Below are 25,257 nucleotides of genomic sequence, written 5' to 3'. Positions count from 1 at the left end.
CGATCAAAGACCGGTCGAGACGTCGATGGACTGGCCTTCGGCCAGCGTCACGACGGCTTTTTTCTGATCGCTCTGACGGCCGGTACGACCGCGGAAGCGCTTGACCTTGCCCTTGCGGACCAGCGTGTTAACGGCGGTGACCTTCACCCCGAACAGCGCCTCGACAGCCGCCTTGATGTCCGGCTTGGTCGCCGTCTTCGGTACGTTGAAGACCACCTGGTTGGACTCCGACAGAAGCGTCGACTTCTCGGTGATCACCGGGCTCGTGATGACGTCGTAATGGCGAAGGTCGCTCACTTGAACCGCTCCTCTAGAGCCTCGACCGCAGCCTTCGACAGAACCAGCGTCTGGCGGCGGAGAATGTCGTAGACGTTGATGCCCTGGACCGGCAGCACGTCGATATGCGGAATGTTCCGGGCCGAGCGCGAGAAATTCGTGTCCAGCTCTGCGCCATCGATGATCAGCGCGTTGGCCAGTCCGAGACCGGCGAAGCTCTTGATCATCGCCTTGGTCTTGGCTTCCGACGACTTCAGCTCGTCGACGACGATCAGACCGCCGGATTTCGCCTTGGCCGAAAGCGCGTGCTTGAGAGCCAGCGCCCGAACCTTCTTGGGAAGGTCATGAGCATGACTGCGGGAGGTCGGACCGTGGGCCTTGCCGCCGCCGCGGAACTGCGGCGCGCGCGCCGAACCGTGACGGGCTCGACCTGTTCCCTTCTGACGATACAGCTTGGCACCAGTGCGCGCGATCTCGGCGCGGCCAAGCGTCTGATGCGTGCCCTGCTGGCGCTTGGCCAACTGCCAGCGCACCATCCGCTGCAGGATGTCCTCGCGAGGCTCGAGGCCGAAGATCTCGTCCGCCAGCGTAACCGTCCCGGCGTCTTTGCCGTCGAGGCTCTTGATCGTAATGTCCATTATTCCGCTCCCTCGGAAGCGTCCGCGGTTTCCGCGGCGGCGCCATTGTCGGCGGCCGAACGCAGCGCGGCCGGCTTCGGTGCGTTGTCGGGCAGCGAAGCCTTGACGGCATCGCGAATTTCGATCCAGCCGCCTTTCGAACCCGGAACCGCGCCGCGGATCAGGATCAGACCCTTGTCGAGATCGGTGCGGACCACTTCGAGGTTTTGCGTTGTGACACGAACCTGTCCCATGTGCCCGGCCATCTTCTTGTTCTTGAAGACCTTGCCCGGATCCTGACGCTGACCGGTCGAACCGTGCGAGCGGTGCGAGACCGAGACGCCGTGGGTGGCGCGAAGTCCCCCGAAATTGTGGCGCTTCATCGCGCCGGCGAAACCCTTACCGATCGATGTCCCGGTCACGTCGACCATCTGCCCGGGCACGAAGTGCTCGGCCGTGATCTCGGCGCCGACATCGATCATGTTGTCGTCCGAGACGCGAAACTCGGCGAGTTTGCGCTTCGGTTCGACGGAAGCCTGGGCGAACACGCCGCGCATCGGCTTCGACGTGTTCTTGACCTTGGCGAGGCCAGCGCCGACCTGAACGGCGGTATAGCCGTTCTTTTCCTTGGTCCGCTGAGCGACGACCTGGAGATTTTCGACCTTCAGAACGGTAACCGGAACATGTTCGCCGACGTCATTGTAGACGCGGGTCATGCCGACCTTCTGGGCTATCACACCTGAACGCATGGGCGTTATCCTTCCCGTGCTCGGATCAGAGCTTGATCTCGACATCGACGCCAGCGGCGAGGTCGAGTTTCATGAGCGCGTCGACCGTCTGCGGCGTCGGATCGACAATGTCGAGCAGCCGCTTGTGGGTGCGCATTTCGAACTGCTCGCGCGACTTTTTGTCGATGTGCGGCGAGCGGTTGACGGTGAACTTTTCGATCCGCGTCGGCAGCGGGATCGGCCCCCGCACGTTCGCGCCGGTACGCTTGGCGGTCGACACGATCTCCCGGGTCGACGCATCGAGAACCCGGTGATCGAACGCCTTGAGGCGGATACGGATATTCTGGCCGTTCATTTCATTCGTCCTCTCGTCGGAGACCACCGGCGCGGCGGCGCTTTCCGAGCGCTTGTCTTCTCAAAGCAGCCAATGTGGCGCGAGGCATGCCCCGCTCGCCCCTGCGGGCAAAGCAGCGGGCGCGTCACTCAATCCTGCCGCGACGCCCCCGCCTAGTCATATCTTACTCGACGATCGAGGCGACGATGCCGGCGCCGACGGTACGGCCGCCTTCACGGATGGCGAAGCGCAGCTTCTCTTCCATCGCGATCGGCACGATCAGCGTCACGTCCATCGTCACGTTGTCGCCCGGCATCACCATCTCGGTGCCCTCGGGAAGCGTGCACACACCGGTCACATCCGTCGTGCGGAAATAAAACTGCGGCCGGTAGTTGGTGAAGAACGGCGTGTGGCGACCGCCCTCCTCCTTGGTCAGGATGTACGCCTCGGCCATGAACCGCGTGTGCGGCTTCACCGAACCCGGCTTGCACAGAACCTGGCCGCGCTCGACGCCCTCGCGGTCGACGCCGCGGATCAGCGCACCGATGTTGTCGCCCGCCTGGCCCTGGTCCAGAAGCTTGCGGAACATCTCCACGCCCGTCACCGTCGTCTTCTTGGTGTCGCGGATGCCGACGATCTCGACTTCCTCGCCGACCTTCACCACGCCGCGCTCCACACGCCCCGTCACCACCGTGCCGCGACCCGAAATCGAAAACACGTCCTCGATCGGCATCAAAAACGGCTGGTCGATCGGACGCGCCGGCGTCGGGATGTAGGTGTCGACCTGCTTCATCAGCTCGCGAACCGCGTCCTCGCCGATCGTCTTGTCAGAATCCTCCAACGCAGCCAGCGCCGAGCCCTTGATGATCGGGATGTCGTCGCCCGGGAAGTCGTAGGACGACAGAAGCTCGCGAACCTCAAGCTCGACCAGTTCCAGAAGCTCCTCGTCGTCAACCTGGTCGACCTTGTTCAAGAACACCACGATCGCTGGAACACCAACCTGGCGCGCCAGAAGAATGTGCTCGCGGGTCTGCGGCATCGGGCCGTCCGCCGCCGAAACCACCAGGATCGCGCCGTCCATCTGCGCCGCACCGGTGATCATGTTCTTCACGTAGTCGGCATGGCCCGGGCAGTCGACATGCGCGTAATGCCGCGCTTCCGTCTCGTACTCCACATGCGCCGTCGAGATCGTGATCCCGCGCGCCTTCTCCTCCGGTGCCGCGTCGATCTGGTCATACGCGCGGAACTCGCCGAAATACTTCGTGATCGCCGCCGTCAACGACGTCTTGCCGTGATCAACGTGACCAATCGTCCCGATGTTCACATGCGGCTTGTTGCGCTCAAATTTGCTCTTGGCCATCTTGCCACTCCGTTGTCTAGTCTTGGCTCAGCGAGCCGAATATCGTTTCGAATGGAAACGCGGTCAGGCGTACTTCTTCTGAATCTCGTCCGCGACCTGGTTCGGCACCTGCTCGTAGTGATCGAATTGCATCGTGTACTGGGCACGGCCCTGGGACATCGAGCGCAGCTGGTTCACATATCCGAACATGTTGGCGAGCGGCACCATGGCGTTCACGACTTGCGCGATACCGCGCGGCTCGGTTCCCTGGATCTGCCCGCGACGCGAATTCAAATCGCCGATGACATCACCGACATAATCTTCCGGCGTCACAACTTCGACCTTCATCACCGGCTCGAGAAGCCGTGGCCCAGCCTTCTGGATCGCCTCGCGGAAACCGGCTCTCGCCGCGATCTCGAAAGCCAGCACCGACGAGTCAACATCGTGGAAAGCGCCATCGAGAAGCAGCGCCTTGATGTCTACCATCGGGAAGCCCGCGAGCGGGCCCGATGTCAGCACCGAAACGATGCCCTTCTGCACGCCGGGGATGTATTCTTTCGGAACAGCACCACCGACGATTTTCGACTCGAAGCTGAAGCCCTCGCCGATCTCGGCCGGTTCGAACGTCATCTTGACGCGTGCGAACTGGCCGGTACCACCGGTCTGCTTCTTGTGCGTGTAGTCCACCTCGGCCTTGCGCGTGATCGTCTCGCGATAAGCCACCTGCGGCGCACCGATATTGGCCTCGACCTTGAACTCCCGCTTCATGCGATCGACGAGAATGTCGAGATGAAGCTCGCCCATGCCGGCGATAATCGTCTGGCCGGATTCTTCGTCGGTCTTGACCCGGAAGGACGGATCCTCGGCAGCCAGTCGGTTGAGCGCAAGGCCCATCTTTTCCTGGTCGGCCTTGGTCTTCGGCTCGATCGCGATCTCGATGACCGGATCGGGAAATTCCATCCGCTCCAGGATGACCGGCTTCAGCGGATCGCAGAGCGTGTCACCCGTCGTCGTGTCCTTGAGGCCGGCCAGTGCGACGATGTCGCCGGCATAGGCCTCCTCGATGTCTTCGCGGGAGTTGGAGTGCATCTGCAGCATGCGGCCGATGCGCTCCTTCTTCTCCTTCACGGTGTTCTGGAGCGAGGTGCCCTTGGTCAGAACGCCCGAGTAGATGCGAGCGAAGGTGAGCGACCCGACGAACGGATCGTTCATAATCTTGAAGGCCAGCATCGACAGCGGCTCGTCGTCGGACGACTTGCGAACCACCTCGGCATCGGTCTTCGGGTCGATGCCCTTGATCGGTTTCACTTCGATCGGCGACGGCAGGAAATCGACCACCGCGTCGAGCAGCGGCTGAACGCCCTTGTTCTTGAACGCCGAACCGCAGAGAACTGGCGTAAACCAGACGTCGCAGGTACCCTTGCGGATCAGTTTGCGGATTTCCTCGCTGCTGGGTATCTCGCCTTCGAGGTAACGCTCCATGGCGCTTTCGTCGAGTTCGACTGCCGCTTCGATCATCGCTTCGCGATATTCTTCAGCCTGGGCAAGCATATCGGCCGGGATCTCAACGACGTCCCACTGCGCGCCGAGATTTTCGTCGCGCCAGACAAGCGCCTTCATCTCGATGAGATCGATGACACCCTTGAGCTCCGTCTCCGCACCGATCGGCAGTTGCACGACGATCGGACGCGCGCCGAGACGCGACTTGATCATCTCCACACAACGAAAGAAATCGGCGCCGGTCTTGTCCATCTTGTTGACGAAGATCATGCGCGGAACCTGATACTTGTCCGCCTGGCGCCAGACCGTCTCGGTCTGCGGCTCGACACCGGCGTTGGCGTCGAGAAGCGCGATCGCGCCATCAAGAACGCGCAAGCTGCGCTCGACTTCAATGGTGAAATCAACGTGGCCCGGCGTGTCGATGATGTTGAAGCGGCGCTTCTTGCCGTCGCGCCCTTCCCAGAATGTGGTGGTCGCGGCGGACGTAATGGTGATGCCGCGCTCCTGCTCCTGTTCCATCCAGTCCATCGTCGCGGCACCATCGTGCACTTCGCCGATCTTGTGGGACTTGCCGGTATAGAACAGAATCCGCTCGGTCGTCGTCGTCTTGCCGGCATCGATGTGAGCCATGATGCCGAAATTGCGATAGTCTTCGATTTTATAGTCGCGTGCCATCGGGCGTCGCCTTTCGGGCAGAAACTTGAATTACCAGCGGTAGTGCGAGAAGGCGCGGTTCGCTTCCGCCATGCGGTGCGTGTCTTCGCGCTTCTTCACGGCCGTACCGCGGTTATTGGCCGCGTCCATGAGCTCACCCGAGAGACGATCGACCATCGTCGTCTCGTTGCGGCCACGCGCGGCGGTGATCAGCCAGCGGATCGCCAGCGCCTGACGACGCTCAGGACGAACGTCGACCGGAACCTGATAGGTCGCACCGCCGACCCGACGGGAGCGAACCTCCACATGCGGCGAGATGTTCTCAAGCGCCTGATGGAAGATTGCGACCGCGTCCTGGCGGGTCTTCTCGTGGACCGTGTCGAACGCGCCGTAGACGATGCGTTCGGCGACCGACTTCTTGCCATCATACATGACAGCGTTCATGAACTTCGACACGATGAGATCACCGAACTTGGGGTCCGGATTGATTTCACGCTTTTCGGCTCTATGGCGGCGGGACATACTATCGTCTCTTCAACTGATCGGCGTTGGGGCTTACTTCGGACGCTTCGCGCCGTACTTCGAACGACGCTGCTTCCGGTTCTTGACGCCCTGCGTGTCGAGCACGCCGCGGATGATGTGGTAGCGAACACCCGGAAGATCCTTCACGCGCCCGCCGCGGATCATCACCACGGAGTGCTCCTGAAGGTTATGGCCTTCGCCCGGAATGTAGCCGATGACTTCGTAACCGTTGACGAGGCGAACCTTGGCAACCTTACGAAGCGCCGAGTTCGGCTTCTTCGGCGTGGTCGTGTAAACACGGGTACACACACCGCGCTTTTGCGGGTTGGCCTCGAGCGCCGGAACCGTATTGCGCTCGACAGGGCGAACGCGCGGCTTCCGGACCAATTGGTTGATGGTCGGCATTCCAACCTTCCCTCTTCTTCCAAAACTCAGGTTCGACACAAAACGTCGCGCCACGCAAAGCGAAGAGCAACTCTCCATGCGCGAAGCCGGGCGATCGATCCACTTGAGAGTGGACTGCCCGGAACGAAGCAGAGGACCGCTTTAGCGGTCTTGCATCCAGCGATGTGACGTCTCGTTGAACGAAGCCTTGTTTGAAGCGCTTGATCCCGGACGCGGCGTCCTTGGGAAGATTCGGCCTCACATCGGCTCTGTTGGGGGGTACTTAACGATTCTCCCCGGACCCGTCAACCCCGGAACCGAAGGAGTTCGCGAGCCACACCCGGCGGCGATCCCCATGGCTCGTCGTCGCCGTGCCGCGACCGGCCTGCAAGGCGCGTGCGACCTCCGAAACAGCGGTTCTGAACGGCGAAAGGCCGCCCGGAGGCGGCCTTTCGATTTTGTGCTTCCTCAAACGACCGAGGCCTATTCGGCCGCGTCCGTAATCGAGGTCAGCATGCGATCGGTCTCGGCCTTGTTGGCGGCCTTGCGGCGATCCTCGAGGATGAGGTCGTCGCGCGAGGTGGCGATGCGGCGTACCTGGGTCATCATGCCACCGGTGCCCGCCGGGATCAGACGGCCGACGATGACGTTCTCCTTCAGACCTTGCAGCGTATCGGTTTTGCCGGCGACCGCCGCTTCGGTCAGCACTCGCGTCGTCTCCTGGAAGGAGGCGGCGGAGATGAAGGACGGCGTCTGCAGCGAGGCCTTGGTGATGCCGAGGAGGACAGGATTGCCCGATGCTGGCTTCTTGCCTTCTTCTTCCAGACGCTCGTTGAGTTCCGCCAGCTCGATCCGGTCGACATTGTCACCCGGAATGTAGCCCGAATCGCCGGACTCGACGATTTCCACCTTCTGCAGCATCTGCCGGACGATGACCTCGATGTGCTTGTCGTTGATCAACACGCCCTGCAGCCGGTAGACCTCCTGGATCTCGTTGACAAGGTAGGACGCCAGCGCCTCCACGCCGCGGATTGCCAGGATGTCGTGCGGTGCCGGGTTACCGTCGAGGATGTAGTCGCCCTTCTCGATGACGTCGCCTTCCTGAAGATGGAACGGCTTGCCCTTCGGGATCAGGTACTCCATCGGCTCGCCGTCCTCCTCGTGCGGCTCGATGATGATCCGGCGTTTGTTCTTGTAGTCGCGCCCGAACTTCACCGTGCCGTCGATTTCGGCGATCACCGCGTTGTCCTTCGGCTTGCGGGCCTCGAACAGTTCGGCCACCCGCGGCAGACCACCGGTGATGTCCTTGGTCTTCGCGCTTTCCATCGGAATACGCGACAGGACGTCGCCGGCCTTCACGGTGGCGCCCGGCTCGACCGACAGGATCGCATCGACCGACTGGAAGTAGCGGGCATCGGAACCGCGTGCCAGCTTGAGGATCTCGCCATCCTTGCCACGCACCACGATCGCCGGCTTCAGGTCCTGACCGCGCGGGCTTGCCCGCCAGTCGATGACCGCTCGCTTGGTGATGCCGGTCGACTCGTCGGCCTGCTCGGACACCGAGATGCCTTCCACCATATCCTCGAAGTCGACCGTGCCCTCGAGTTCGGTCAGCACCGGACGGGTGTACGGGTCCCATTCGGCGATGCGCTGGCCGCGGCGGACCGTATCGCCGTCGTCGACGAAGATGCGGCTGCCGTAGGTGACGCGGTGCGACGCACGCTCCTTGCCCGCTTGGTCGAGGATGAGGATCGCCATATTACGACCCATCGCCACCAGACGACCATCGGAATTCCGCACCACGTTGCGGTTGCGGATCGCCACCGTGCCCTCGTAGGACGCTTCCAGGAACGAGGAATCGACCACCTGCGCAGTCCCGCCCATGTGGAAGGTCCGCATGGTGAGCTGGGTGCCCGGCTCGCCGATCGACTGCGCGGCAATGACGCCGACGGCCTCGCCCATGTTGACGGGCGTGCCGCGGGCAAGATCGCGCCCGTAGCAGGTGGCGCAAATGCCGGTGCGGATCTCGCAGGTCAGTGCCGAGCGAATGTTGATCGACTGGATGCTGGCCTTCTCGATGATCTCGACGTCGGCCTCCTCAATCGTCGCGCCACCCTTGACGATGACCTCCCCGGTCAGCGGATGCAGGATATCCTCGAGCGCAGTCCGGCCGAGGACACGCTGGCCGATCGATGCAACGACCTGACCGGCGTCGACGATCGGCTGCATTGTCAGACCATTCTTCGTGCCGCAATCGACCTGCGTGATGATGCAGTCTTGCGCCACGTCGACGAGACGACGGGTGAGATAACCCGAATTGGCGGTCTTCAGCGCCGTGTCGGCCAGCCCCTTACGGGCACCGTGGGTCGAGTTGAAGTACTCGAGCACGGTCAGACCTTCCTTGAAGTTCGAGATGATCGGCGTCTCGATGATCTCGCCGGACGGTTTGGTCATCAGGCCGCGCATCGCCGCCAGCTGACGCATCTGGGTCGGAGACCCGCGGGCGCCGGAGTGCGACATCATGTAGATCGAGTTCATCGGCTTCTGCCGGCCATTATCGTCGAACTCGATCGCCTTGATGCGGGCCATCATCTCGTCGGCGATCTTGTCGGTGCACTTCGCCCAGGCGTCGACGACCTTGTTGTACTTCTCGCCCTGGGTGATCAGCCCGTCATTGTACTGCTGCTCGTATTCCTTGGCGAGCGCCTGCGTCTCGCCGATCATCTTCGGTTTGGTGTCTGGGATCAGCATGTCGTCCTTGCCGAACGAAATGCCCGCCGTACAAGCATGGCGGAACCCGAGCTGCATGATCTGGTCGCAGAAGATCACCGTCTCCTTCTGACCGCAGTGGCGGTAAACCTGGTCGATCATCTTGGAGATGGTCTTCTTGGTCATCAATTCGTTGCAGATGTCGAACGGGATCGCGGCGTTCTTCGGCAGCAACTCGCCGATGAGCATGCGGCCCGGCGTAGTCTCGTAGATCTTCGAGATCGGATTGCCGTCCGCGTCCACTGTCTTGAAGCGGCCCTTGACCTTGCTGTGCAAAGTGACCGACTTAGCGGCGATCGCATGCTCGAGTTCGCCGATGTCGGAGAAGGCCATCCCCTGCCCCGGCTCGTTCTCGTTCATGATCGAAAGGTAGTAGAGTCCGAGCACCATGTCCTGCGACGGCACGATGATCGGCGCTCCGTTCGCCGGATGCAGGATGTTGTTGGTCGACATCATGAGGACGCGCGCTTCCAGCTGCGCCTCGATCGACAACGGAACATGCACGGCCATCTGGTCGCCGTCGAAATCGGCGTTGAAGGCCGTACAGACGAGCGGATGCAACTGGATCGCCTTGCCCTCGATCAGCACCGGCTCGAAGGCCTGGATGCCGAGACGGTGCAGGGTCGGAGCGCGATTCAGGAGCACCGGATGCTCGCGGATGACCTCATCGAGGATATCCCAGACTTCCGGACGCTCCTTCTCGACCAGCTTCTTGGCCTGCTTGACGGTCGAGGAGAAACCCTTGGCGTCGAGACGCGCATAGATGAACGGCTTGAACAGCTCCAGTGCCATCTTCTTCGGCAGGCCGCACTGATGCAGCTTCAGCTCCGGACCGGTAACGATGACCGAGCGGCCGGAATAGTCGACGCGCTTGCCGAGCAGGTTCTGCCGGAACCGGCCCTGCTTGCCCTTGAGCATGTCGGACAGCGACTTCAACGGACGCTTGTTGGCGCCGGTGATGACGCGACCGCGGCGGCCGTTGTCGAACAACGCGTCGACGGCTTCCTGCAACATCCGCTTCTCATTGCGGATGATGATGCCGGGCGCACGCAGTTCGATCAGCCGCTTGAGGCGGTTGTTCCGGTTGATGACGCGGCGATACAGGTCGTTGAGGTCGGACGTCGCGAAACGACCGCCGTCCAGCGGGACGAGCGGGCGCAAATCCGGCGGGATCACCGGTACGACGCTCATGATCATCCATTCCGGCTTGTTGCCGGAATCGAGGAAGTTCTCGACGATCTTCAGCCGTTTCATCAGCTTCTTGGTCTTGAGCTCGGAAGTGGTCGTCGCCAGCTCCTCGCGCAGATTGCCGGCAATCGTTTCAAGATCCATGCCCGCGAGCAGATCCTGGATCGCCTCGGCGCCAATCATCGCAGTGAAGGAATCCTCGCCGAACTCGTCGACGGCGATCATATATTCCTCCTCCGACAGGAGCTGATGCTCCTTCAAAGAGGTCAGGCCCGGCTCGGTGACGATGTAGTTCTCGAAATAGAGAACCCGCTCGATGTCCTTGAGCGTCATGTCGAGCAGCGTGCCGATGCGCGACGGCAGCGACTTCAGGAACCAGATGTGGGCAACCGGCGCGGCGAGCTCGATATGGCCCATGCGCTCGCGGCGAACGCGCGACAGGGTCACCTCGACGCCGCACTTCTCGCAGATGATGCCCTTGTACTTCATCCGCTTGTACTTGCCGCACAAGCACTCGTAATCCTTGATCGGCCCGAAGATGCGCGCGCAGAACAGACCGTCCCGTTCAGGCTTGAACGTACGGTAATTGATCGTTTCCGGCTTCTTGATCTCGCCGAAGGACCAGGAGAGGATTTTCTCAGGCGACGCGAGCGAGATGCGGATGGAATCGAACGTCTGCGCAGCCACCTGCGGATTGAAGATGTTCATGACCTCTTGGTTCATGCGCTTTCTCCTTCTTGGGGCAGAACCCCGCGTCGCGGCGGTATGACCGGCCGCTGAAATCTTTCAATCGTCGAAGATCGGCGCCTGTCTGGCGCCGATCCGGGCCGCAACGTGTGCGGCCTGTTTTCGCGTTGCGTCTACTCGGCCGCGTCGGGCAGTCCTTCGGCCGGTGCCGGCAACTCGGCGGCCGAGTTGGCCAGATCGACGTCGAGGCCGAGCGAGCGCATTTCCTTGACGAGCACGTTGAAGCTCTCGGGAATGCCGGACTCGAAGGCGTCATCACCGCGCACGATCGACTCGTAGACCTTGGTACGGCCCGCGACATCGTCCGACTTGACCGTCAGCATCTCCTGCAGCGTATAGGCGGCGCCATACGCCTCGAGGGCCCAGACCTCCATCTCGCCGAAGCGCTGACCACCGAACTGGGCCTTTCCGCCCAGCGGCTGCTGGGTCACAAGCGAGTACGGACCGATCGAGCGGGCGTGGATCTTGTCGTCCACCAGGTGGTGCAGCTTCAGCATGTAGATGTAGCCGACCGTCACTTGCCGATCGAAGGCCTCGCCGGTGCGTCCGTCATAGAGCGTCACCTGGCCCGAGCCGTTGAGCCCCGCTTTTTCCAGCATTTCGACGATGTCATGCTCGACCGCGCCATCGAAGACCGGCGTCGCGATCGACACGCCGCGGGTCATCTGTTTGGCCAGGGTGATGACGCCTGCGTCATCGTAGTCCTTGACCTTCTCGTTGCGGTCGTTGTCGCCCAGCAGACCTGCAATCTCGTCGCGCAGCGGCGAGACGTCATGGGACTGGTTGTAGGCTTCGAGCATATCGCCGATCTTCTTGCCCATGCCCGAACAGGCCCAGCCAAGATGCGTCTCCAGGATTTGCCCGACATTCATGCGTGACGGTACACCCAACGGGTTGAGCACGATGTCGACATGCGTGCCATCCTCGTTGAACGGCATGTCCTCGACCGGCAGGATGCGCGACACCACGCCCTTGTTGCCGTGCCGTCCGGCCATCTTGTCGCCCGGCTGGATCTTGCGCTTGACGGCAACGAAGACCTTTACCTGCTTCATGACGCCGGGGGGCAACTCGTCGCCGCGCTGCACCTTCTCGACCTTATCCATGAAGCGCTGCTCGAGGGTGGTCTTCGCCTCGTCATAAACGTTGCGCAGATCCTCCAGTTCCGCCTGCAGCTTCTCTTCCTCCACCGCAAACATCCACCACTGCGAACGGGGATATTCGTTCATGACCTCGGCAGAGACGGTCGCGCCCTTCTTGAAGCCTTTCGGACCAGCAATAACGGACTTTCCATCCAGCATCTCGATCAGGCGGCCATAGACGTTGCGGTCGAGAATCGCCTGTTCGTCGTCGCGATCCTTGGCAAGCCGCTCGATCTCCTCGCGCTCGATCGCCATGGCGCGCTCGTCCTTCTCGACGCCGTGACGATTGAACACCCGGACCTCGACTACGGTGCCATAGGCGCCCGGAGGCATCCGGTTGGAGGTGTCGCGGACGTCAGACGCCTTCTCGCCGAAAATAGCGCGCAGGAGCTTTTCCTCCGGCGTCATCGGGCTTTCGCCCTTCGGCGTGATCTTGCCGACTAGAATGTCGCCCGGCTGAACCTCCGCCCCGATATAGACGATGCCGGCCTCGTCGAGATTCTTAAGCGCTTCTTCCGACACGTTCGGAATGTCGCGGGTAATCTCTTCCGGTCCCAGCTTGGTGTCGCGCGCCATGACCTCGAACTCCTCGATATGAATCGAGGTGAAGACGTCGTCGGCGACGATGCGCTCCGACAGGAGGATCGAATCCTCATAGTTGTAGCCGTTCCACGGCATGAACGCGACGAGCACGTTCCGCCCCAGCGCCAGATCGCCGAGATCGGTCGACGGACCGTCGGCAATGATATCGCCCTTTTCGACCCGGTCACCGACCGCCACCAACGGACGCTGGTTTATGCAGGTGTTCTGGTTCGAACGCTGGAACTTCATCAGACGGTAGATGTCGACACCGGACTTGCCGGCCTGAAGATCCTCCGTCGCGCGTATAACGATACGCGTGGCGTCGACCTGATCGACGACGCCAGTGCGGCGCGCGCCGATGGCCGCGCCCGAATCGCGGGCGACAATCGATTCCATACCGGTGCCGACGAACGGCGCTTCGGCGCGGACCAGCGGCACCGCCTGGCGCTGCATGTTCGAACCCATCAGAGCGCGGTTGGCGTCATCGTTCTCGAGGAACGGAATCAGCGCCGCTGCGACCGAAACCAGCTGCTTCGGCGAAACGTCCATTAGATCGACATTGTCACGTGGCGTCATGAAGACGTCGCCCGAATGGCGGCAGACGACGAACTCGTTCTGGAACCGGCTGTCGTCGGTCAGGACGGCGTTTGCCTGGGCAACGTGATGCTTGGATTCCTCCATCGCCGACAGATACACGACATCATGGGTGACGATGCCGTCAATGACCTTGCGATACGGGCTCTCGATGAAGCCGTATTTGTTCACCCGCGCGAACGTGGCGAGCGAGTTGATCAGGCCGATATTCGGGCCTTCCGGCGTCTCAATCGGGCAGATCCGGCCGTAATGGGTCGGATGCACGTCACGCACCTCGAAGCCGGCGCGCTCGCGCGTCAGACCGCCCGGTCCAAGCGCCGAGAGGCGCCGCTTGTGGGTGATCTCCGACAGCGGGTTTGTCTGATCCATGAACTGCGACAGCTGCGAGGAACCGAAGAACTCGCGCACGGCCGCGGCGGCCGGCTTGGCGTTGATCAGATCCTGCGGCATCACCGTGTCGATCTCGACCGAGCTCATACGCTCCTTGATCGCGCGTTCCATGCGCAGCAAGCCGACGCGATACTGGTTCTCCATGAGCTCGCCGACCGAACGCACCCGACGGTTGCCCAGATTGTCGATATCGTCGATCTCACCCTTGCCGTCCCGAAGATCGACGAGGGTCTTGACCACGGCGAGTATGTCCTCCTTGCGCAGCACGCGCACGGTATCTTCGGCGTCGACGTCGAGACGCATGTTCATCTTGACGCGGCCGACGGCCGACAGATCGTAGCGCTCGCCGTCGAAGAACAGCGAGTTGAACATCGCTTCTGCGGTCTCGATCGTCGGCGGCTCGCCGGGACGCATCACCCGGTAGATGTCGAACAGCGCGTCCTGACGGCCTTCGTTCTTGTCGACCGCCAGCGTATTGCGGATGTAACCGCCGACATTGACGTGATCGATGTCGAGAACGGTGATCTCGTCGTAACCGGCGGCGATCAGGTCGATCAGATTGCCCTTGCGCTCGCCGGTCTTGGCGTCGACGGTGATCTCCAGCTCGTCACCCGCCTCGAGATACACCTCGCCTGTCTCGGGATTGACGATATCCTCGGCGATGTAGGACCCTGCAAGATCCTCCTCGCTCGCGCGCAGAGCCTTGACGCCCTTTTCCTGCATCTGGCGGGCCTGGCGGGCCGTCACCTTCTTGCCGGCCTCGACCAGAACCTCGCCACTGTCTGCATCGATGAGGTCGACGACCGCACCCTGGCCGCGAACGCGCTCCACCGAGAACGGTACGCGCCAGCCATTCTTGTCCTTTTCGAACTTCACCGTGTTGTAGAAGGTCGACAGAATCTCCTCGCCATCCATGCCGAGCGCCATGAGTAGGCTCGTCACCGGAATCTTGCGGCGACGGTCGATGCGCGCATGGACGACATCCTTGGCATCGAACTCGATGTCGAGCCAGGAGCCGCGGTAGGGGATGACGCGGGCAGCGAACAGCAGCTTACCGGAGGAGTGGCTCTTGCCCTTGTCGTGATCGAAGAACACACCCGGCGAACGGTGCATCTGCGAGACGATCACCCGCTCGGTGCCGTTCACGACGAAGGTGCCGTTGGACGTCATGAGCGGCATGTCGCCCATGTAGACGTCCTGCTCCTTGATGTCCTTGACCGATTTGGAGCCGGTGTCCTCGTCGATATCGAACACGATGAGGCGCAGCGTCACCTTGAGCGGCGCGGCGTAGGTCAGATCGCGCTGACGGCACTCCTCGACATCGAATTTCGGTGCCTCGAATTCGTACTTGACGAACTCCAGCATCGCCTGGCCCGAGAAGTCTGAAATCGGGAAAACCGACTTGAAGACGGCCTGCAATCCCTCGTCGAGACGGCCGCCTTGCGGCTCGTCGACCATCAGAAACTGATCATAGGAGGCCTTCTGGACCTCGATCAGGTTTGGCATCTCGGCGACTTCGGGGATCGACCCGAAGAATTTGCGTACCCGCCTGCGACCGCTAAACGTCGTCGTTTGAGACATCGTCGCTCCTTCTCGTGACAACGCCCTTGACCAAAGGGCTTGAATTCTCTTCCCTCTCCGTCGAGAGGTACCGCGGGCCAAAGGGCCGGTGCGGCTGACAGATCTGCCGGGCGAAAGGCCCGCGTCTCCAAACGGTTCTATGAGCCGTCTGAACACGCGCGCGTCACGTCACTCCAGTTCCGGCCTCGTTCGGTTCGGACCGCCGTCCGCCCGGCTCGCCATGGCGCGAGCACGGAAGGCGGAACGGCAAAATGCCGTCCCGCCCGCCGGATATTGGTACGCAAGCGCGGAATGACCCGCGATTACTTGACTTCGACCGTGGCGCCAGCCTTTTCGAGCTGCTCCTTGAGCTTCTCGGACTCGGCCTTGTCGACCGCTTCCTTGACCGGCTTCGGCGCGTTGTCGACAAGGTCCTTAGCTTCCTTCAGGCCAAGGCCCGTGATCGCGCGGACTTCCTTGATGACGTTGATCTTCTGCGCGCCAGCGGCGACGAGGATCACGTTGAACTCGGTCTGCTCTTCAGCGGCTTCAGCCGGAGCACCGCCGCCAGCAGCGGCAACCGCGACAGGAGCCGCTGCGGAAACGCCCCACTTTTCTTCCAGCATCTTCGAGAGTTCCGCCGCCTCGAGGACGGTCAGGCTCGACAGGTCTTCAACGATCTTGGCGAGATCAGCCATGTTTGTATTCCTTCAGATTCGAACTTTGGTTTGAGCAGCGAGGAACCGTCCTCACGCCGCCTCGTCCTTCTTGGCATAGGCCCCGAAAACACGCGCGAGTTGTCCCGCAGGTGCCTGGAGAACCCCAGCAATCCGAGTAGCCGGCGTATTGATCATGCCGACCAGCTTGGCCCGGAGTTCATCCAACGACGGCATGGAGGCCAAGGCCTTCACACCATTCGCATCGAGTGTGGTCTTGCCCATCGTCCCGCCCAGGATAACGAGCTTGTCGTTCCCTTTGGCGAAATCGTTGGTGACCTTTGCCGCCGCGACCGGGTCGCCTGAATAGGCGATCAGGGTCTGGCCCTCGAACAGCGTCGAGATGCCTTCGGCGTCCGTGCCTTGAAGAGCGATCTTGGCGAGGCGGTTCTTCGCGACTTTGACGGTGCCTCCCGCATCGCGCATTTTCGAACGATAGTCGTTCATCTGCGCGACCGTAAGACCGGCATAGTGGGCCACGACGACCGTTCCCGAGTCCTTGAAGGTCTCGTTGAGCGTCGTGACAAATTCGCGTTTTTCCGCTCTGTCCACTGCCTCTCTCCATTTAGCCCCAGCTTCCGAAGAAGCCGCGGCCGGTTGCCTTTTGCCGCCCGGATCATCCGGACGACGCTCGGAGATCCTGTCCCCTCGGCCGGACCCTTCGCGGATTCCGCGGAACCCATGGGCGACACAAGGCATTCAGAGGTTCGAACCAAGAACCCGGGCTGATCCCGGAGAATCTGGAACTTCCCCGTCTCATGCGGGCTTTCTAATGATTATGACCGGATGCCGAAGCAACCGGTCGCCCACAATCTCGGACAGGCATTCAGGGAGCCCCGAAAGGCTCCCGCGCACCGGGGCAAGCCCGGAACCTTGGTGAAGGTGATCGGCGCATATAGGTGCGCCGCCCACCGGTGTTAAGGGTCGGACCTAAGCCGCATTCAAGGTCGATGGATCAATCTTGACGCCAGGGCCCATCGTCGACGTGATCGCGACGCGCTGGACATAATTGCCCTTGGCGCCCGAGGGCTTGGCCTTTTGCACTGCATCGGCGAACGCCCGGATATTCTCCGCGATCGCCTTGCCTTCGAAGCTCACCTTGCCGACACCGGCATGAACGATGCCGGCCTTTTCGACGCGGAATTCGACGGCACCTCCCTTGGATGCCTTAACGGCTGCGGCGACGTCCGGCGTCACTGTTCCGACCCGCGGGTTTGGCATCAGACCGCGTGGCCCCAACACCTTGCCGAGCCGACCGACGAGAGCCATCATGTCCGGCGTTGCAATGGCGCGATCGAAATCGATCGTGCCGCCCTGGACCTGCTCGACAAGGTCTTCCGCCCCGACGATGTCGGCGCCGGCGGCCTTGGCCTCCTCGGCCTTGTCGCCGCGCGCGAACACGGCGACGCGGACGGTGCGGCCGGTGCCGTTCGGCAGATTGACGACACCGCGAACCATCTGATCCGCATGGCGCGGATCGACCCCCAGATTCATCGCGACTTCGATCGTCTCGTCGAACTTGGCACTCGCACGCCCCTTCAACAACTCGACCGCCTCGTCGAGACCGTAGAGCTTAGTGCGTTCGATGCCGTCGCGGGCGTTACGGATGCGCTTTCCAGCTTTTGCCATCGTCTCAACCCACCACTTCGAGGCCCATGGAACGGGCGGAGCCCTCGACCATAGCCATGGCCGCTTCCACGTCGTTCGCGTTCAAATCCTTGAACTTCTTCTCGGCGATATCGCGCACCTGCTCGCGCGTTACCGACCCGGCGACGCTCTTGCCCGGCTCCTTCGAGCCGCTCTTAAGGTTGGCAGCCTTCTTGAGAAAGTAGCTGACCGGCGACGTTTTCATCGCGAAGGTGAAGGATTTGTCCTGATAATAGGTGATCACCACCGGGATCGGCGAACCCTTCTCCTGATCCTGGGTCTGTGCGTTGAACGCCTTGCAGAACTCCATGATATTGATGCCGCGCTGACCGAGCGCCGGACCGATCGGGGGCGACGGGGTCGCCGATCCGGCCGGGACCTGCAACTTCAGCTGGCCCTGTACTTTCTTAGCCATTTGCTCCTGCCTTCATTGTTCAAGCCGAACGGCCAGTCTTCAGCGACCGAGCCGTCGGCTACCTGCAGTCCGCGCGGTGCGGCATCTCCGGCCGGCTAGAGCCGAACGCCTTCCGCACGAGGATTCGGGCGACAAGCCCCTTTAGGTCAAACCTTTTCGACCTGACCGAATTCGAGATCGACCGGCGTCGCGCGGCCGAAGATCGAGACCTCGACCTTGAGCCTCGCGCGTTCCTGATCAACGTCCTGGACGACGCCGTTGAACGAGGCGAAGGGACCGTCGGAGACCCGGACCTGCTCGCCGATATCGAACGAGATCGTCGGCTTCGGCCGATCCACACCATCCTGGACCTGCATCAGGATCTGCTCAGCTTCCTTATCGGAAATCGGAACCGGCCGGTTGTCCGGACCAAGAAAACCCGTGACCTTCGGCGTATTTTTGATCATCGAGAAGACCTGATCGGTTAGCTCAGCCTTGACCAGGACATAACCGGGAAAAAACTTCCGCTCAGCATCGACCTTGCGACCACGACGCACCTCGACCACCTTCTCGGTCGGCACGAGGATCTTTTCGAACTTGTCGGAGAGCCCTTTCTGGCGGGCCTGCTCCTCAATCGATTCGGCCACCTTCTTCTCGAAATTGGAATAGGCGTGGACGATGTACCAGCGGGCGGTCATGAAATTTACGATGTCTCCTGCGACGTCGGCGTCAGACGCCGGCATTCATGATCAGGCCGACCACATAGCCGAGCACCTGATCCGCGACGAAAAAAAACGCCGCGGCGAAAGCGACCATCACGAACACCATGATCGTCGATATGATCGTTTCACGGCGAGTCGGCCATGTGACCTTCGCGGTCTCCGACCGAACCTGCTGGAGAAATGTGAAAGGATTGGTCTTGGCCATACACCGCTCACAGCTAATGCGCGTGGAGGCTGACCACCAGCCTCACGCGCCATATGTCGATCACCGCTCCTGTACCCGCCCTCGCCGCGATTCACAAGGGCCGGCTATACAGAATCTCGTTTGCGGCGAATGGCAGGGGCAGTAGGGCTCGAACCTACGACCTGCGGTTTTGGAGACCGCCGCTCTACCAACTGAGCTATACCCCTATGGTGGGGTCGAGATATCGGCTCGCGACGTGAACTGCAACACCATTTTTCTCCACGACCATTCGAAGCCTGGGCAGCGCAGGCCTTTGACTGCGACATGCGCCCAGGAGACCGATCAGTTGGCGGCAGCACCTCGACCACCCCGATCCCGAGATCGGCGCCCTCAGTTTCCATTGGACACCCACATGACCTGTCGGTACATCCGCCGCCGAACGACCGAGGCGGTCGCCGAGGCGTAATCGGCCGAGGAACAACAAGATCAGAACCGGCTAGGACCCATGACATCGGCAATACGGCAAAAGGCTCTGATCCTGTTCGATCTCGACGGAGTGATTCTCGATTCGCGCCGTAACATGGAGAGCGCCTGGAGCTGCGTGCGCGACGAACTCGGCGTCTCCGTGCCCTTCGACGCCTATTTCGCCGAGATCGGCCGCCCCTTCCCCGACATCATGGCCCGGCTCGGTCTCGCCCATGCGGCCAGCACCGTCGAACGGGTGTTCCGCCGTGCCTCCAGCCAATCGCTTCACGTGACGCCCTTTTTCCATGGGGTGGACGCGATGCTGTCGACGCTCGTCGGAAGCGGTCGCCGGCTCGGCATCGTCACATCGAAGGATTCGGCGCGCACCGAACTGGTCCTCGATCGCCTGCCGGTCCACTTCTCGGTCGTCATAACTCCCCGTGACGGTCTACGCGGCAAGCCGGCGCCCGACCATCTCCTTTTCGCCATGGCCCGCTGCAATGTCGATCCGTCGGACACGGTCTTCGTCGGCGACATGGATTCTGATGCCGAAGCCGCGCGCCGGGCGCATATCGATTACGTGCATGTCGACTGGGGCTATGGCGCCCGGCCCCCCGACTGCATTTTCGCGGCCACCGCACCGGCCGACCTCCAGACATTCCTACTCAGCTGAGGAGCCTTCCCATGGCACCGCGTATCGTCGCCGTTATTCCCTGCCGCTTTGGCGCGTCCCGCTTCCCGGGCAAGCCGATCGCGGACATCAACGGCAAGCCGATGCTCTGGCACGTCTATCAGCGCACGATCGAGGCGGAAGGCATCGACGCCGCCACCATCGCGACCGACGACGACCGCATCCGCAAGGTCTGCGAGGTGCTCGACCTGCCGGTGATGATGACGCGCGAGAACCATGCCTCGGGGACCGATCGCGTGGCCGAATGCGCCGGGCGCCTCGACGCCGACATCATCGTCAACGTCCAGGGGGACGAACCGATGATCGACCCCGAGGCCATCGCGCAGGTCGCCCGCGGCATCGCCACCTGCGACGATCCCAACGTCCAGGCCTCGAACGGATACAACGAAATTTCCTCGCCCTCCGACGCAATCGATACCAACGTGGTCAAGGTCGTCACCACCACCGCCGGTCTCGCGATGGCCTACTCGCGTCTGCCGATCCCCTACCCCAAGGGTGGCGCGGTTCGCCATCTGCGCCAACTCGGCCTCTACGCCTTCCGGCGCGAGGGGCTGGAGCGCTTCGCCTCCTTGCGGCCCGGCCCCCTGGAACGGGCCGAGGGGGTCGAAATGCTGCGATTTATCGAACAGGGCTACAGCGTGATGATGGTTCAGGTACCAAATGACGAAGGCATTCCCGTGGATACACCCGCCGATCTCGACCGTGTTCGCGCGATGATGGCGGGGAGCCAGTGACGGTCGTCCGCAGCGGCATCGGTGCCACGTTCGCGATATGGCGATGAGTCAGCGAGGAACAGCCATGACAGAGACGACGCGGCGGCCCCTCAGTCCGAGCGAGGAACAGGCGATCGCCGCCGACTTTCCGGTCCTGGCGGCACGCCATGCGGCATGGCTGAGAGCGCGCGGTCTGCTCGACCGCCCCTGGTTCGTTCTCGGCTCCGCGCCGGATCCGCATGTCCCGCAACCCTTCCCGCCAGGGACAGCCCATGTTCACGTCAAATATGCCGGTCACGCCGCCCGCCAGTACGGCCTGCCGGCGGGAGACCTGACCTTTCTCCTGGCCAAGACGACGAAGCAGCAGATCGACGGCCTCGACCTCGACGCCGTCTTGCGGCTTCGCAAGCGCCACAGCCTGCTGACCCGAATTCGCCGCGATCTGCCGGTTCTGGGCGCGAATGAATGCGCGCTTACCCATCGCGAACGGGACGCCTTCATCATCGGAACCCTCGGCAGCCTTTTCGGCGTCACCGGCTCGGAAATCCGTCCCTCCAACGGGATCGCACTCATCGCCTATGCCATTGCCGTGGGAATTCCGCAGATCATCGTCGCCGGCATCTCGCTTCAGAGCGACGGCTACGCCTATGATCCGTCGGCGCGGATCCGGCGCCATCTGGAGGAAGACCGGGCCGCACTCGCCGTCGTCGCGGCGCGCTGTTCCGAGGTCGTGACAACCGAGCCGGGGCTCAGCCAGGTGACTGGCATTCCGCTGCTTGAGGGCGTCCCGGCGGGCTGAGCAACATACGGGGCATTGTGGCTCAAGTTCGGCTCTGCGCCTCGCTCGAAGTCTTCTCGGCGAGCTTCTGCTTGCGGGTCTTCGGCTTCAGCCCCCGCAGCAAGCCGTCAATTCTGCTTTGAAGCCTGGTCAAGGACATGAGCCGATCGATCGCCATGTTGGTGCCTTCCAGCCGCTCCGACAACACCTCGGCCGAGACGACCGCGATGTCGGACGGAGTGACACCGGGCAGGCGCGCCGCGATTCGTTCCCATTGGCCGCCACGGCCGCCACCGTCCATCTCCAGCCGTCCGCTGCGTACAAGCAGCCGGTTCACGATCTGCTCGAACGTCCATTCGTGATCGTGGAACAGCTTCCAGCGCGCCGAGCGGCGGGCGGTGAAGCCGGCCAATACGATCGTCAATGTCGGGCAGGCTTCCGCTAGCCAGAAAGCGAGCGCGAAACCGCTCGTCGGCAGATGAGTATCCGGATAGAAATCGACGAAGACCGGCGCGAGATCGAGAAATCCGACCCGCGCGCCGCCGAACGCCTCGGCCGGGCTAAAGGTTTCCGCGCCGCCGGCCTTCAGATTCGCGATGCCTTCGAAGTGGTCGCCGCTAAGAAGGCGTAGCACGTCATCGACTTCTCGCCGATAGACGATGTTGGCGCCCGCCTGACTGCTGCGAGCGATAAGCAGCGAAGGCCGGGCGAAGGGCGCGTCGAGAACCTTGAAGACCTTGTTGAAGAAAACGAAGAGTGTACCATCGCTATGGCGCGACGACAGCGACGCGATGTCGACGGCGTCGCTGTTGGCGACGAGCACCACCCGCTCGAAGCCGCCGAAGAAGGCAGCCCAGCCGTCAAGCGTCTCCGGCAGACTCGCCGGCTGATCCGCTATCGCGCTCAATCTCCGCCGCTCCCTCGCCAGAGCCGGTCAGTCGCCGCGCTGCTGAACATGCAGGGTACGCTCGCGCATGGCGAACCATTCCTCGGCGTAATCGTCGCGCCTATATTCATCAAAGTACGGTCCGCCGTCGGTGAAGTGGACATTCTTGGCGTCGGGCCGATAATCGTATTCGTTGACCAGCCAATTCCACGCCGCAGGCAGTTCGCCGATATTCTCGTCGCCGTCGAGCCATTTGAATTGATGAAGCTGCAAGCCCGTCGCGGTGTTGACGAAATCCGGGGTCAAGGCACGGCACTTGGCGTTGTTGAACAGCATGACGCTCGACCAGTTCTTTTTTTCGTATTTGGTCTGTGTCTGGCCGAGGAATTTCGTCTCGACCTTGGGCTGGTAGTCATGTTTCACGCACATGACGGCATAGCGGTCGTCACGAAGCTCCCAGAGTTCCGCGATATCGGCGCGCATGAGCATGTCGCAGTCCATGAACAGGCTCCAGCCTTCGAAGCCCGACAGACACGGCACCAGGAAGCGAGAGAACGAGAACTCGGTGGACTGCAGGGCATTACGTTCGCGTGTGAATATCCCTTCCAGATTCGGCAGGTAGAGCGGCGAGAAGACCACCGGCATCGAGGAGCGCTCAAGGATGCTCTGGCAAAGAACGTGATAGGCGATCACCTCCTTCGAATCGAAACCGACGAAAACTTGGACTTTCGATTGCGTCACGAGACCACCTTGCTGAATTGCGAAACCGGGGGGTCATACACCGGCGATCGGCAAAGGCCAACGTCGCATGTCATCGAAGTGGCAAGTGCGGGCGGGAAAGCGTGAGCCGTCCCGGTTCGAGGACGATCGACAACGGCGTCAGGGAGCCCAGAGGCGAAGCCGGGTATCCGCGGCAAGTTCCGGTTCGCTCGTCGCCACGCGCAGGTCGTCTTTCAACTGTCCGAGCGCATGGCGGTCCTCGGCGATTTGCCAGCGGGGTCGCGCCCGTGTGTCATAGGAATGGCCCGTGCGAGCAAAGGAAAAGCCTGAGAGGACGATCTCCGGTACGCCTAGGAACAGCCCGTAGCACAAAGCCGCGATTCCGGTGGACGGCTTGCCCAACTCGCCGATGCTGATCATCTCCGGCCCGATGAGCGCCTGGTTGATCGCCTCCCGATCGTCAGGATGAAGCGACACCAGCGCGCCGATCTTCGCTTCACGCTGGCGCATCAGCTTCCAGTGCTGCCGCCATTTTGGTCGGGGGCTGAACCACAGCATGGCTCCCGTTTCGAGGTCGGGAAAGACCTCCCACGACTCCACCGGCCTGCGCACGGTGAGAGCCGCCGGCCCCCACCCGAGACGCTTCGCCGCCAGGCCGGAATTGTTGATGTCGACCCGGGCATGGCTCGCCTTGAGCGCCTTCGGCATCGTCGGCTCTGGGGCTCCGCCGAGCAGCACCCAAGGGCGATGAAGCAGCCCAAGACGGTCCATCTGCGCGCGGTGCGACTCCCGGATCGCATCAAGCCGGCACGTTTGTGCGACCATGGTCACCTGCTTAGCGGTCATCGACGCGTCGTCTCGTGATGCGCTTGGATTGTCTGGGCAATCTCTTCCGCCTGGTCACTGAACGCATAGTCGTAGGGAGCGAGATCGCCCGCGAAAGGTCGGGTCAGCCGAAGCGTCTCCTGCAGGTCCGCGTGAAACCATTCAAATTTCTCTAGCCGCTCGCCCTCGATCGGCGCCAGGTCGAGGCTGTAGACCGGACGCCCGGACGTCAACGCCTCGCAATGCATCGTCACTGTGTCTTTGCCGATCAGGAACGCGTCGGCCGCCGCGAGATAGTCGTGATAGGGATTCCCACCCGTCCGATCCCATACATCGACGCGCTCGTCATCGATCCGAAGCAGCGCGTTCAGCAGTTCGGGGCGGCTGCGGCGGGACGTGGAGACGAGGACCCGGCGGTCATCCGCCGCCAGTTGCCGGGCGGTCCCGACCAGACGTTCGATCGTGGGCGCGTCATAATCATAGGCGCCGTTCGGCCCACCGAGAAGCATCACGACGATCTGCCTGTCATCCCAGGCCGACAGCCAGCGCCCGCGTGCCGCCCGCCGTCGCTCCTCCAGCCGAGGCCGTTCGACGCGATGGGGTACGCCGATCATGCTACGGTACTCGGTGCCCTCAAGCCGATCGCTCTTCCAGTCATGGCGGGAGACGAAGGCGAGATCGTAGACTCCCCGTGACGGTGGCGCCGGGGGCTGCAGATGCACGGCGAGCGGCCGACCGCCAAAGCGCTCCTTGATCCGCGCCACGTGACGCTCGGCGAACCAGCCACAGGAAATGACGATGTCGGGCTCGGTCTCGCGGACGCTGCGATAGGGAGAAAACAGGCCGCGTCGCCATTTGGGTAGCCGCCCGACCGCATGGATTTTCGGATCGGACGTTAGATGGCCGGCAACGCCAAGGCACTGAGTCAGCGTGCCGGCCTTCTCTTCGCTGACGGTCCACACTCGCAACTAGCGATCCCCTCGCAACGTTCCGGCTGGTTTCTAGCGCAGATGGCGCCGCGCGCGCCAGACGCTTCCGCCCGGTCGAGGGGCAGTGATCGCGGAGTTGGGTCGAAGGACAATCCGCACGGGCGATCCGCCGCGTCGCGAGGCGCCGCCCTCGAACGTGAACGGGCCCTCGCGGGCCCGTCTACTACTTCACGATGGGGAGCGGTTACGCCCCCGCCTAGTCGT

General features: G+C 62.3%; 23 protein-coding genes and 1 tRNA gene. 3 read left to right on the top strand and 21 right to left on the bottom strand.

Annotation, left to right across the window (positions count from 1 at the left end; genetic code table 11):
* Window positions 1-3 precede the first annotated feature (3 nt).
* From ING15_RS06620 to ING15_RS06540, 17 genes are all read right to left on the bottom strand, one after another.
* Window positions 4-297, bottom strand: a complete 294-nt coding sequence (locus ING15_RS06620; RefSeq protein WP_206453996.1) for a 50S ribosomal protein L23 — start codon at window positions 295-297, stop codon at window positions 4-6.
* Window positions 294-914: a 50S ribosomal protein L4 gene (gene rplD / locus ING15_RS06615; protein WP_206453995.1), complete on the bottom strand. Its 621-nt coding sequence runs from the start codon at window positions 912-914 to the stop codon at window positions 294-296. The genes ING15_RS06620 and rplD overlap by 4 nt, the downstream gene beginning before the upstream one ends.
* On the bottom strand, window positions 914-1,642 hold the full coding sequence (gene rplC / locus ING15_RS06610) for a 50S ribosomal protein L3 (protein ID WP_206453994.1): 729 nt from the start codon (window positions 1,640-1,642) through the stop codon (window positions 914-916). The genes rplD and rplC overlap by 1 nt, the downstream gene beginning before the upstream one ends.
* 25 nt (window positions 1,643-1,667) lie before the next feature.
* The gene (rpsJ, locus tag ING15_RS06605) at window positions 1,668-1,976 is read right to left on the bottom strand and encodes a 30S ribosomal protein S10 (protein ID WP_007066362.1); all 309 of its coding nucleotides are present in this window, start codon (window positions 1,974-1,976) and stop codon (window positions 1,668-1,670) included.
* 163 nt (window positions 1,977-2,139) lie between these two features.
* Window positions 2,140-3,315 (bottom strand): elongation factor Tu, encoded by a 1,176-nt coding sequence (gene tuf / locus ING15_RS06600; RefSeq protein WP_206453993.1) that lies wholly within the window; start codon window positions 3,313-3,315, stop codon window positions 2,140-2,142.
* Between the two features lie 63 nt (window positions 3,316-3,378).
* Complete coding sequence (fusA, locus tag ING15_RS06595) at window positions 3,379-5,469, bottom strand: elongation factor G (protein WP_206453992.1); 2,091 nt, start codon at window positions 5,467-5,469, stop codon at window positions 3,379-3,381.
* A gap of 30 nt (window positions 5,470-5,499) precedes the next feature.
* Window positions 5,500-5,970, bottom strand: a complete 471-nt coding sequence (gene rpsG, locus ING15_RS06590; protein WP_206453991.1) for a 30S ribosomal protein S7 — start codon at window positions 5,968-5,970, stop codon at window positions 5,500-5,502.
* A 33-nt stretch (window positions 5,971-6,003) separates the two neighbouring features.
* Window positions 6,004-6,375 (bottom strand): 30S ribosomal protein S12, encoded by a 372-nt coding sequence (rpsL, locus tag ING15_RS06585; RefSeq protein ID WP_206453990.1) that lies wholly within the window; start codon window positions 6,373-6,375, stop codon window positions 6,004-6,006.
* Between the two features lie 462 nt (window positions 6,376-6,837).
* Window positions 6,838-11,034 carry a DNA-directed RNA polymerase subunit beta' gene (rpoC, locus tag ING15_RS06580; RefSeq protein ID WP_206453989.1) on the bottom strand — a complete coding sequence of 1,399 codons (4,197 nt, stop codon included), beginning with the start codon at window positions 11,032-11,034 and terminating at the stop codon, window positions 6,838-6,840.
* Between the two features lie 137 nt (window positions 11,035-11,171).
* Window positions 11,172-15,344 carry a DNA-directed RNA polymerase subunit beta gene (gene rpoB, locus ING15_RS06575; protein ID WP_206453988.1) on the bottom strand — a complete coding sequence of 1,391 codons (4,173 nt, stop codon included), beginning with the start codon at window positions 15,342-15,344 and terminating at the stop codon, window positions 11,172-11,174.
* A 302-nt stretch (window positions 15,345-15,646) separates the two neighbouring features.
* Entirely contained in the window at window positions 15,647-16,021 is a 375-nt protein-coding gene (rplL, locus tag ING15_RS06570; RefSeq protein ID WP_206453987.1) for a 50S ribosomal protein L7/L12, read from the bottom strand.
* Window positions 16,022-16,072: 51 nt separating this feature from the next.
* Window positions 16,073-16,591 (bottom strand): 50S ribosomal protein L10, encoded by a 519-nt coding sequence (gene rplJ, locus ING15_RS06565; RefSeq protein WP_206454128.1) that lies wholly within the window; start codon window positions 16,589-16,591, stop codon window positions 16,073-16,075.
* Window positions 16,592-16,969: 378 nt separating this feature from the next.
* Entirely contained in the window at window positions 16,970-17,668 is a 699-nt protein-coding gene (gene rplA, locus ING15_RS06560) for a 50S ribosomal protein L1 (protein ID WP_206453986.1), read from the bottom strand.
* Window positions 17,669-17,672: 4 nt separating this feature from the next.
* The gene (rplK, locus tag ING15_RS06555) at window positions 17,673-18,101 is read right to left on the bottom strand and encodes a 50S ribosomal protein L11 (RefSeq protein WP_206453985.1); all 429 of its coding nucleotides are present in this window, start codon (window positions 18,099-18,101) and stop codon (window positions 17,673-17,675) included.
* A 146-nt stretch (window positions 18,102-18,247) separates the two neighbouring features.
* Entirely contained in the window at window positions 18,248-18,778 is a 531-nt protein-coding gene (nusG, locus tag ING15_RS06550; protein WP_206453984.1) for a transcription termination/antitermination protein NusG, read from the bottom strand.
* A 31-nt stretch (window positions 18,779-18,809) separates the two neighbouring features.
* Window positions 18,810-19,007 carry a preprotein translocase subunit SecE gene (gene secE, locus ING15_RS06545; RefSeq protein WP_206453983.1) on the bottom strand — a complete coding sequence of 66 codons (198 nt, stop codon included), beginning with the start codon at window positions 19,005-19,007 and terminating at the stop codon, window positions 18,810-18,812.
* 130 nt (window positions 19,008-19,137) lie between these two features.
* Window positions 19,138-19,213 (bottom strand) — tRNA-Trp (locus ING15_RS06540).
* Between the two features lie 278 nt (window positions 19,214-19,491).
* Here ING15_RS06540 and ING15_RS06535 point away from each other — a divergent pair.
* The 3 genes from ING15_RS06535 to ING15_RS06525 all read left to right on the top strand — a co-directional run bounded on the left by ING15_RS06535 (window position 19,492) and on the right by ING15_RS06525 (window position 21,654).
* Window positions 19,492-20,124 carry an HAD family hydrolase gene (locus tag ING15_RS06535; RefSeq protein ID WP_206453982.1) on the top strand — a complete coding sequence of 211 codons (633 nt, stop codon included), beginning with the start codon at window positions 19,492-19,494 and terminating at the stop codon, window positions 20,122-20,124.
* Window positions 20,125-20,135: 11 nt separating this feature from the next.
* Complete coding sequence (gene kdsB / locus ING15_RS06530) at window positions 20,136-20,876, top strand: 3-deoxy-manno-octulosonate cytidylyltransferase (protein ID WP_206453981.1); 741 nt, start codon at window positions 20,136-20,138, stop codon at window positions 20,874-20,876.
* Window positions 20,877-20,940: 64 nt separating this feature from the next.
* Entirely contained in the window at window positions 20,941-21,654 is a 714-nt protein-coding gene (locus tag ING15_RS06525) for a hypothetical protein (protein ID WP_206453980.1), read from the top strand.
* A 22-nt stretch (window positions 21,655-21,676) separates the two neighbouring features.
* On the opposite strand, the gene ING15_RS06520 is transcribed toward ING15_RS06525, so the two are convergent.
* The 4 genes from ING15_RS06520 to ING15_RS06505 all read right to left on the bottom strand — a co-directional run bounded on the left by ING15_RS06520 (window position 21,677) and on the right by ING15_RS06505 (window position 25,026).
* Window positions 21,677-22,540: a 3-deoxy-manno-octulosonate cytidylyltransferase gene (locus ING15_RS06520; protein ID WP_232845607.1), complete on the bottom strand. Its 864-nt coding sequence runs from the start codon at window positions 22,538-22,540 to the stop codon at window positions 21,677-21,679.
* A gap of 27 nt (window positions 22,541-22,567) precedes the next feature.
* A complete protein-coding gene (locus tag ING15_RS06515) occupies window positions 22,568-23,260 on the bottom strand; it encodes a glycosyltransferase (RefSeq protein ID WP_206453979.1) in 693 nt (230 codons plus the stop codon).
* A gap of 138 nt (window positions 23,261-23,398) precedes the next feature.
* Window positions 23,399-24,064: a hypothetical protein gene (locus ING15_RS06510; protein ID WP_206453978.1), complete on the bottom strand. Its 666-nt coding sequence runs from the start codon at window positions 24,062-24,064 to the stop codon at window positions 23,399-23,401.
* Window positions 24,065-24,081: 17 nt separating this feature from the next.
* Entirely contained in the window at window positions 24,082-25,026 is a 945-nt protein-coding gene (locus tag ING15_RS06505; RefSeq protein ID WP_332873790.1) for an ELM1/GtrOC1 family putative glycosyltransferase, read from the bottom strand.
* Window positions 25,027-25,257 lie beyond the last annotated feature (231 nt).

This window comes from Aurantimonas marina (genome assembly GCF_017183135.1).
In the GTDB taxonomy this organism is placed as follows: domain Bacteria; phylum Pseudomonadota; class Alphaproteobacteria; order Rhizobiales; family Rhizobiaceae; genus Aurantimonas; species Aurantimonas marina.
This window is presented reverse-complemented; position numbering and strand designations above follow the sequence as displayed.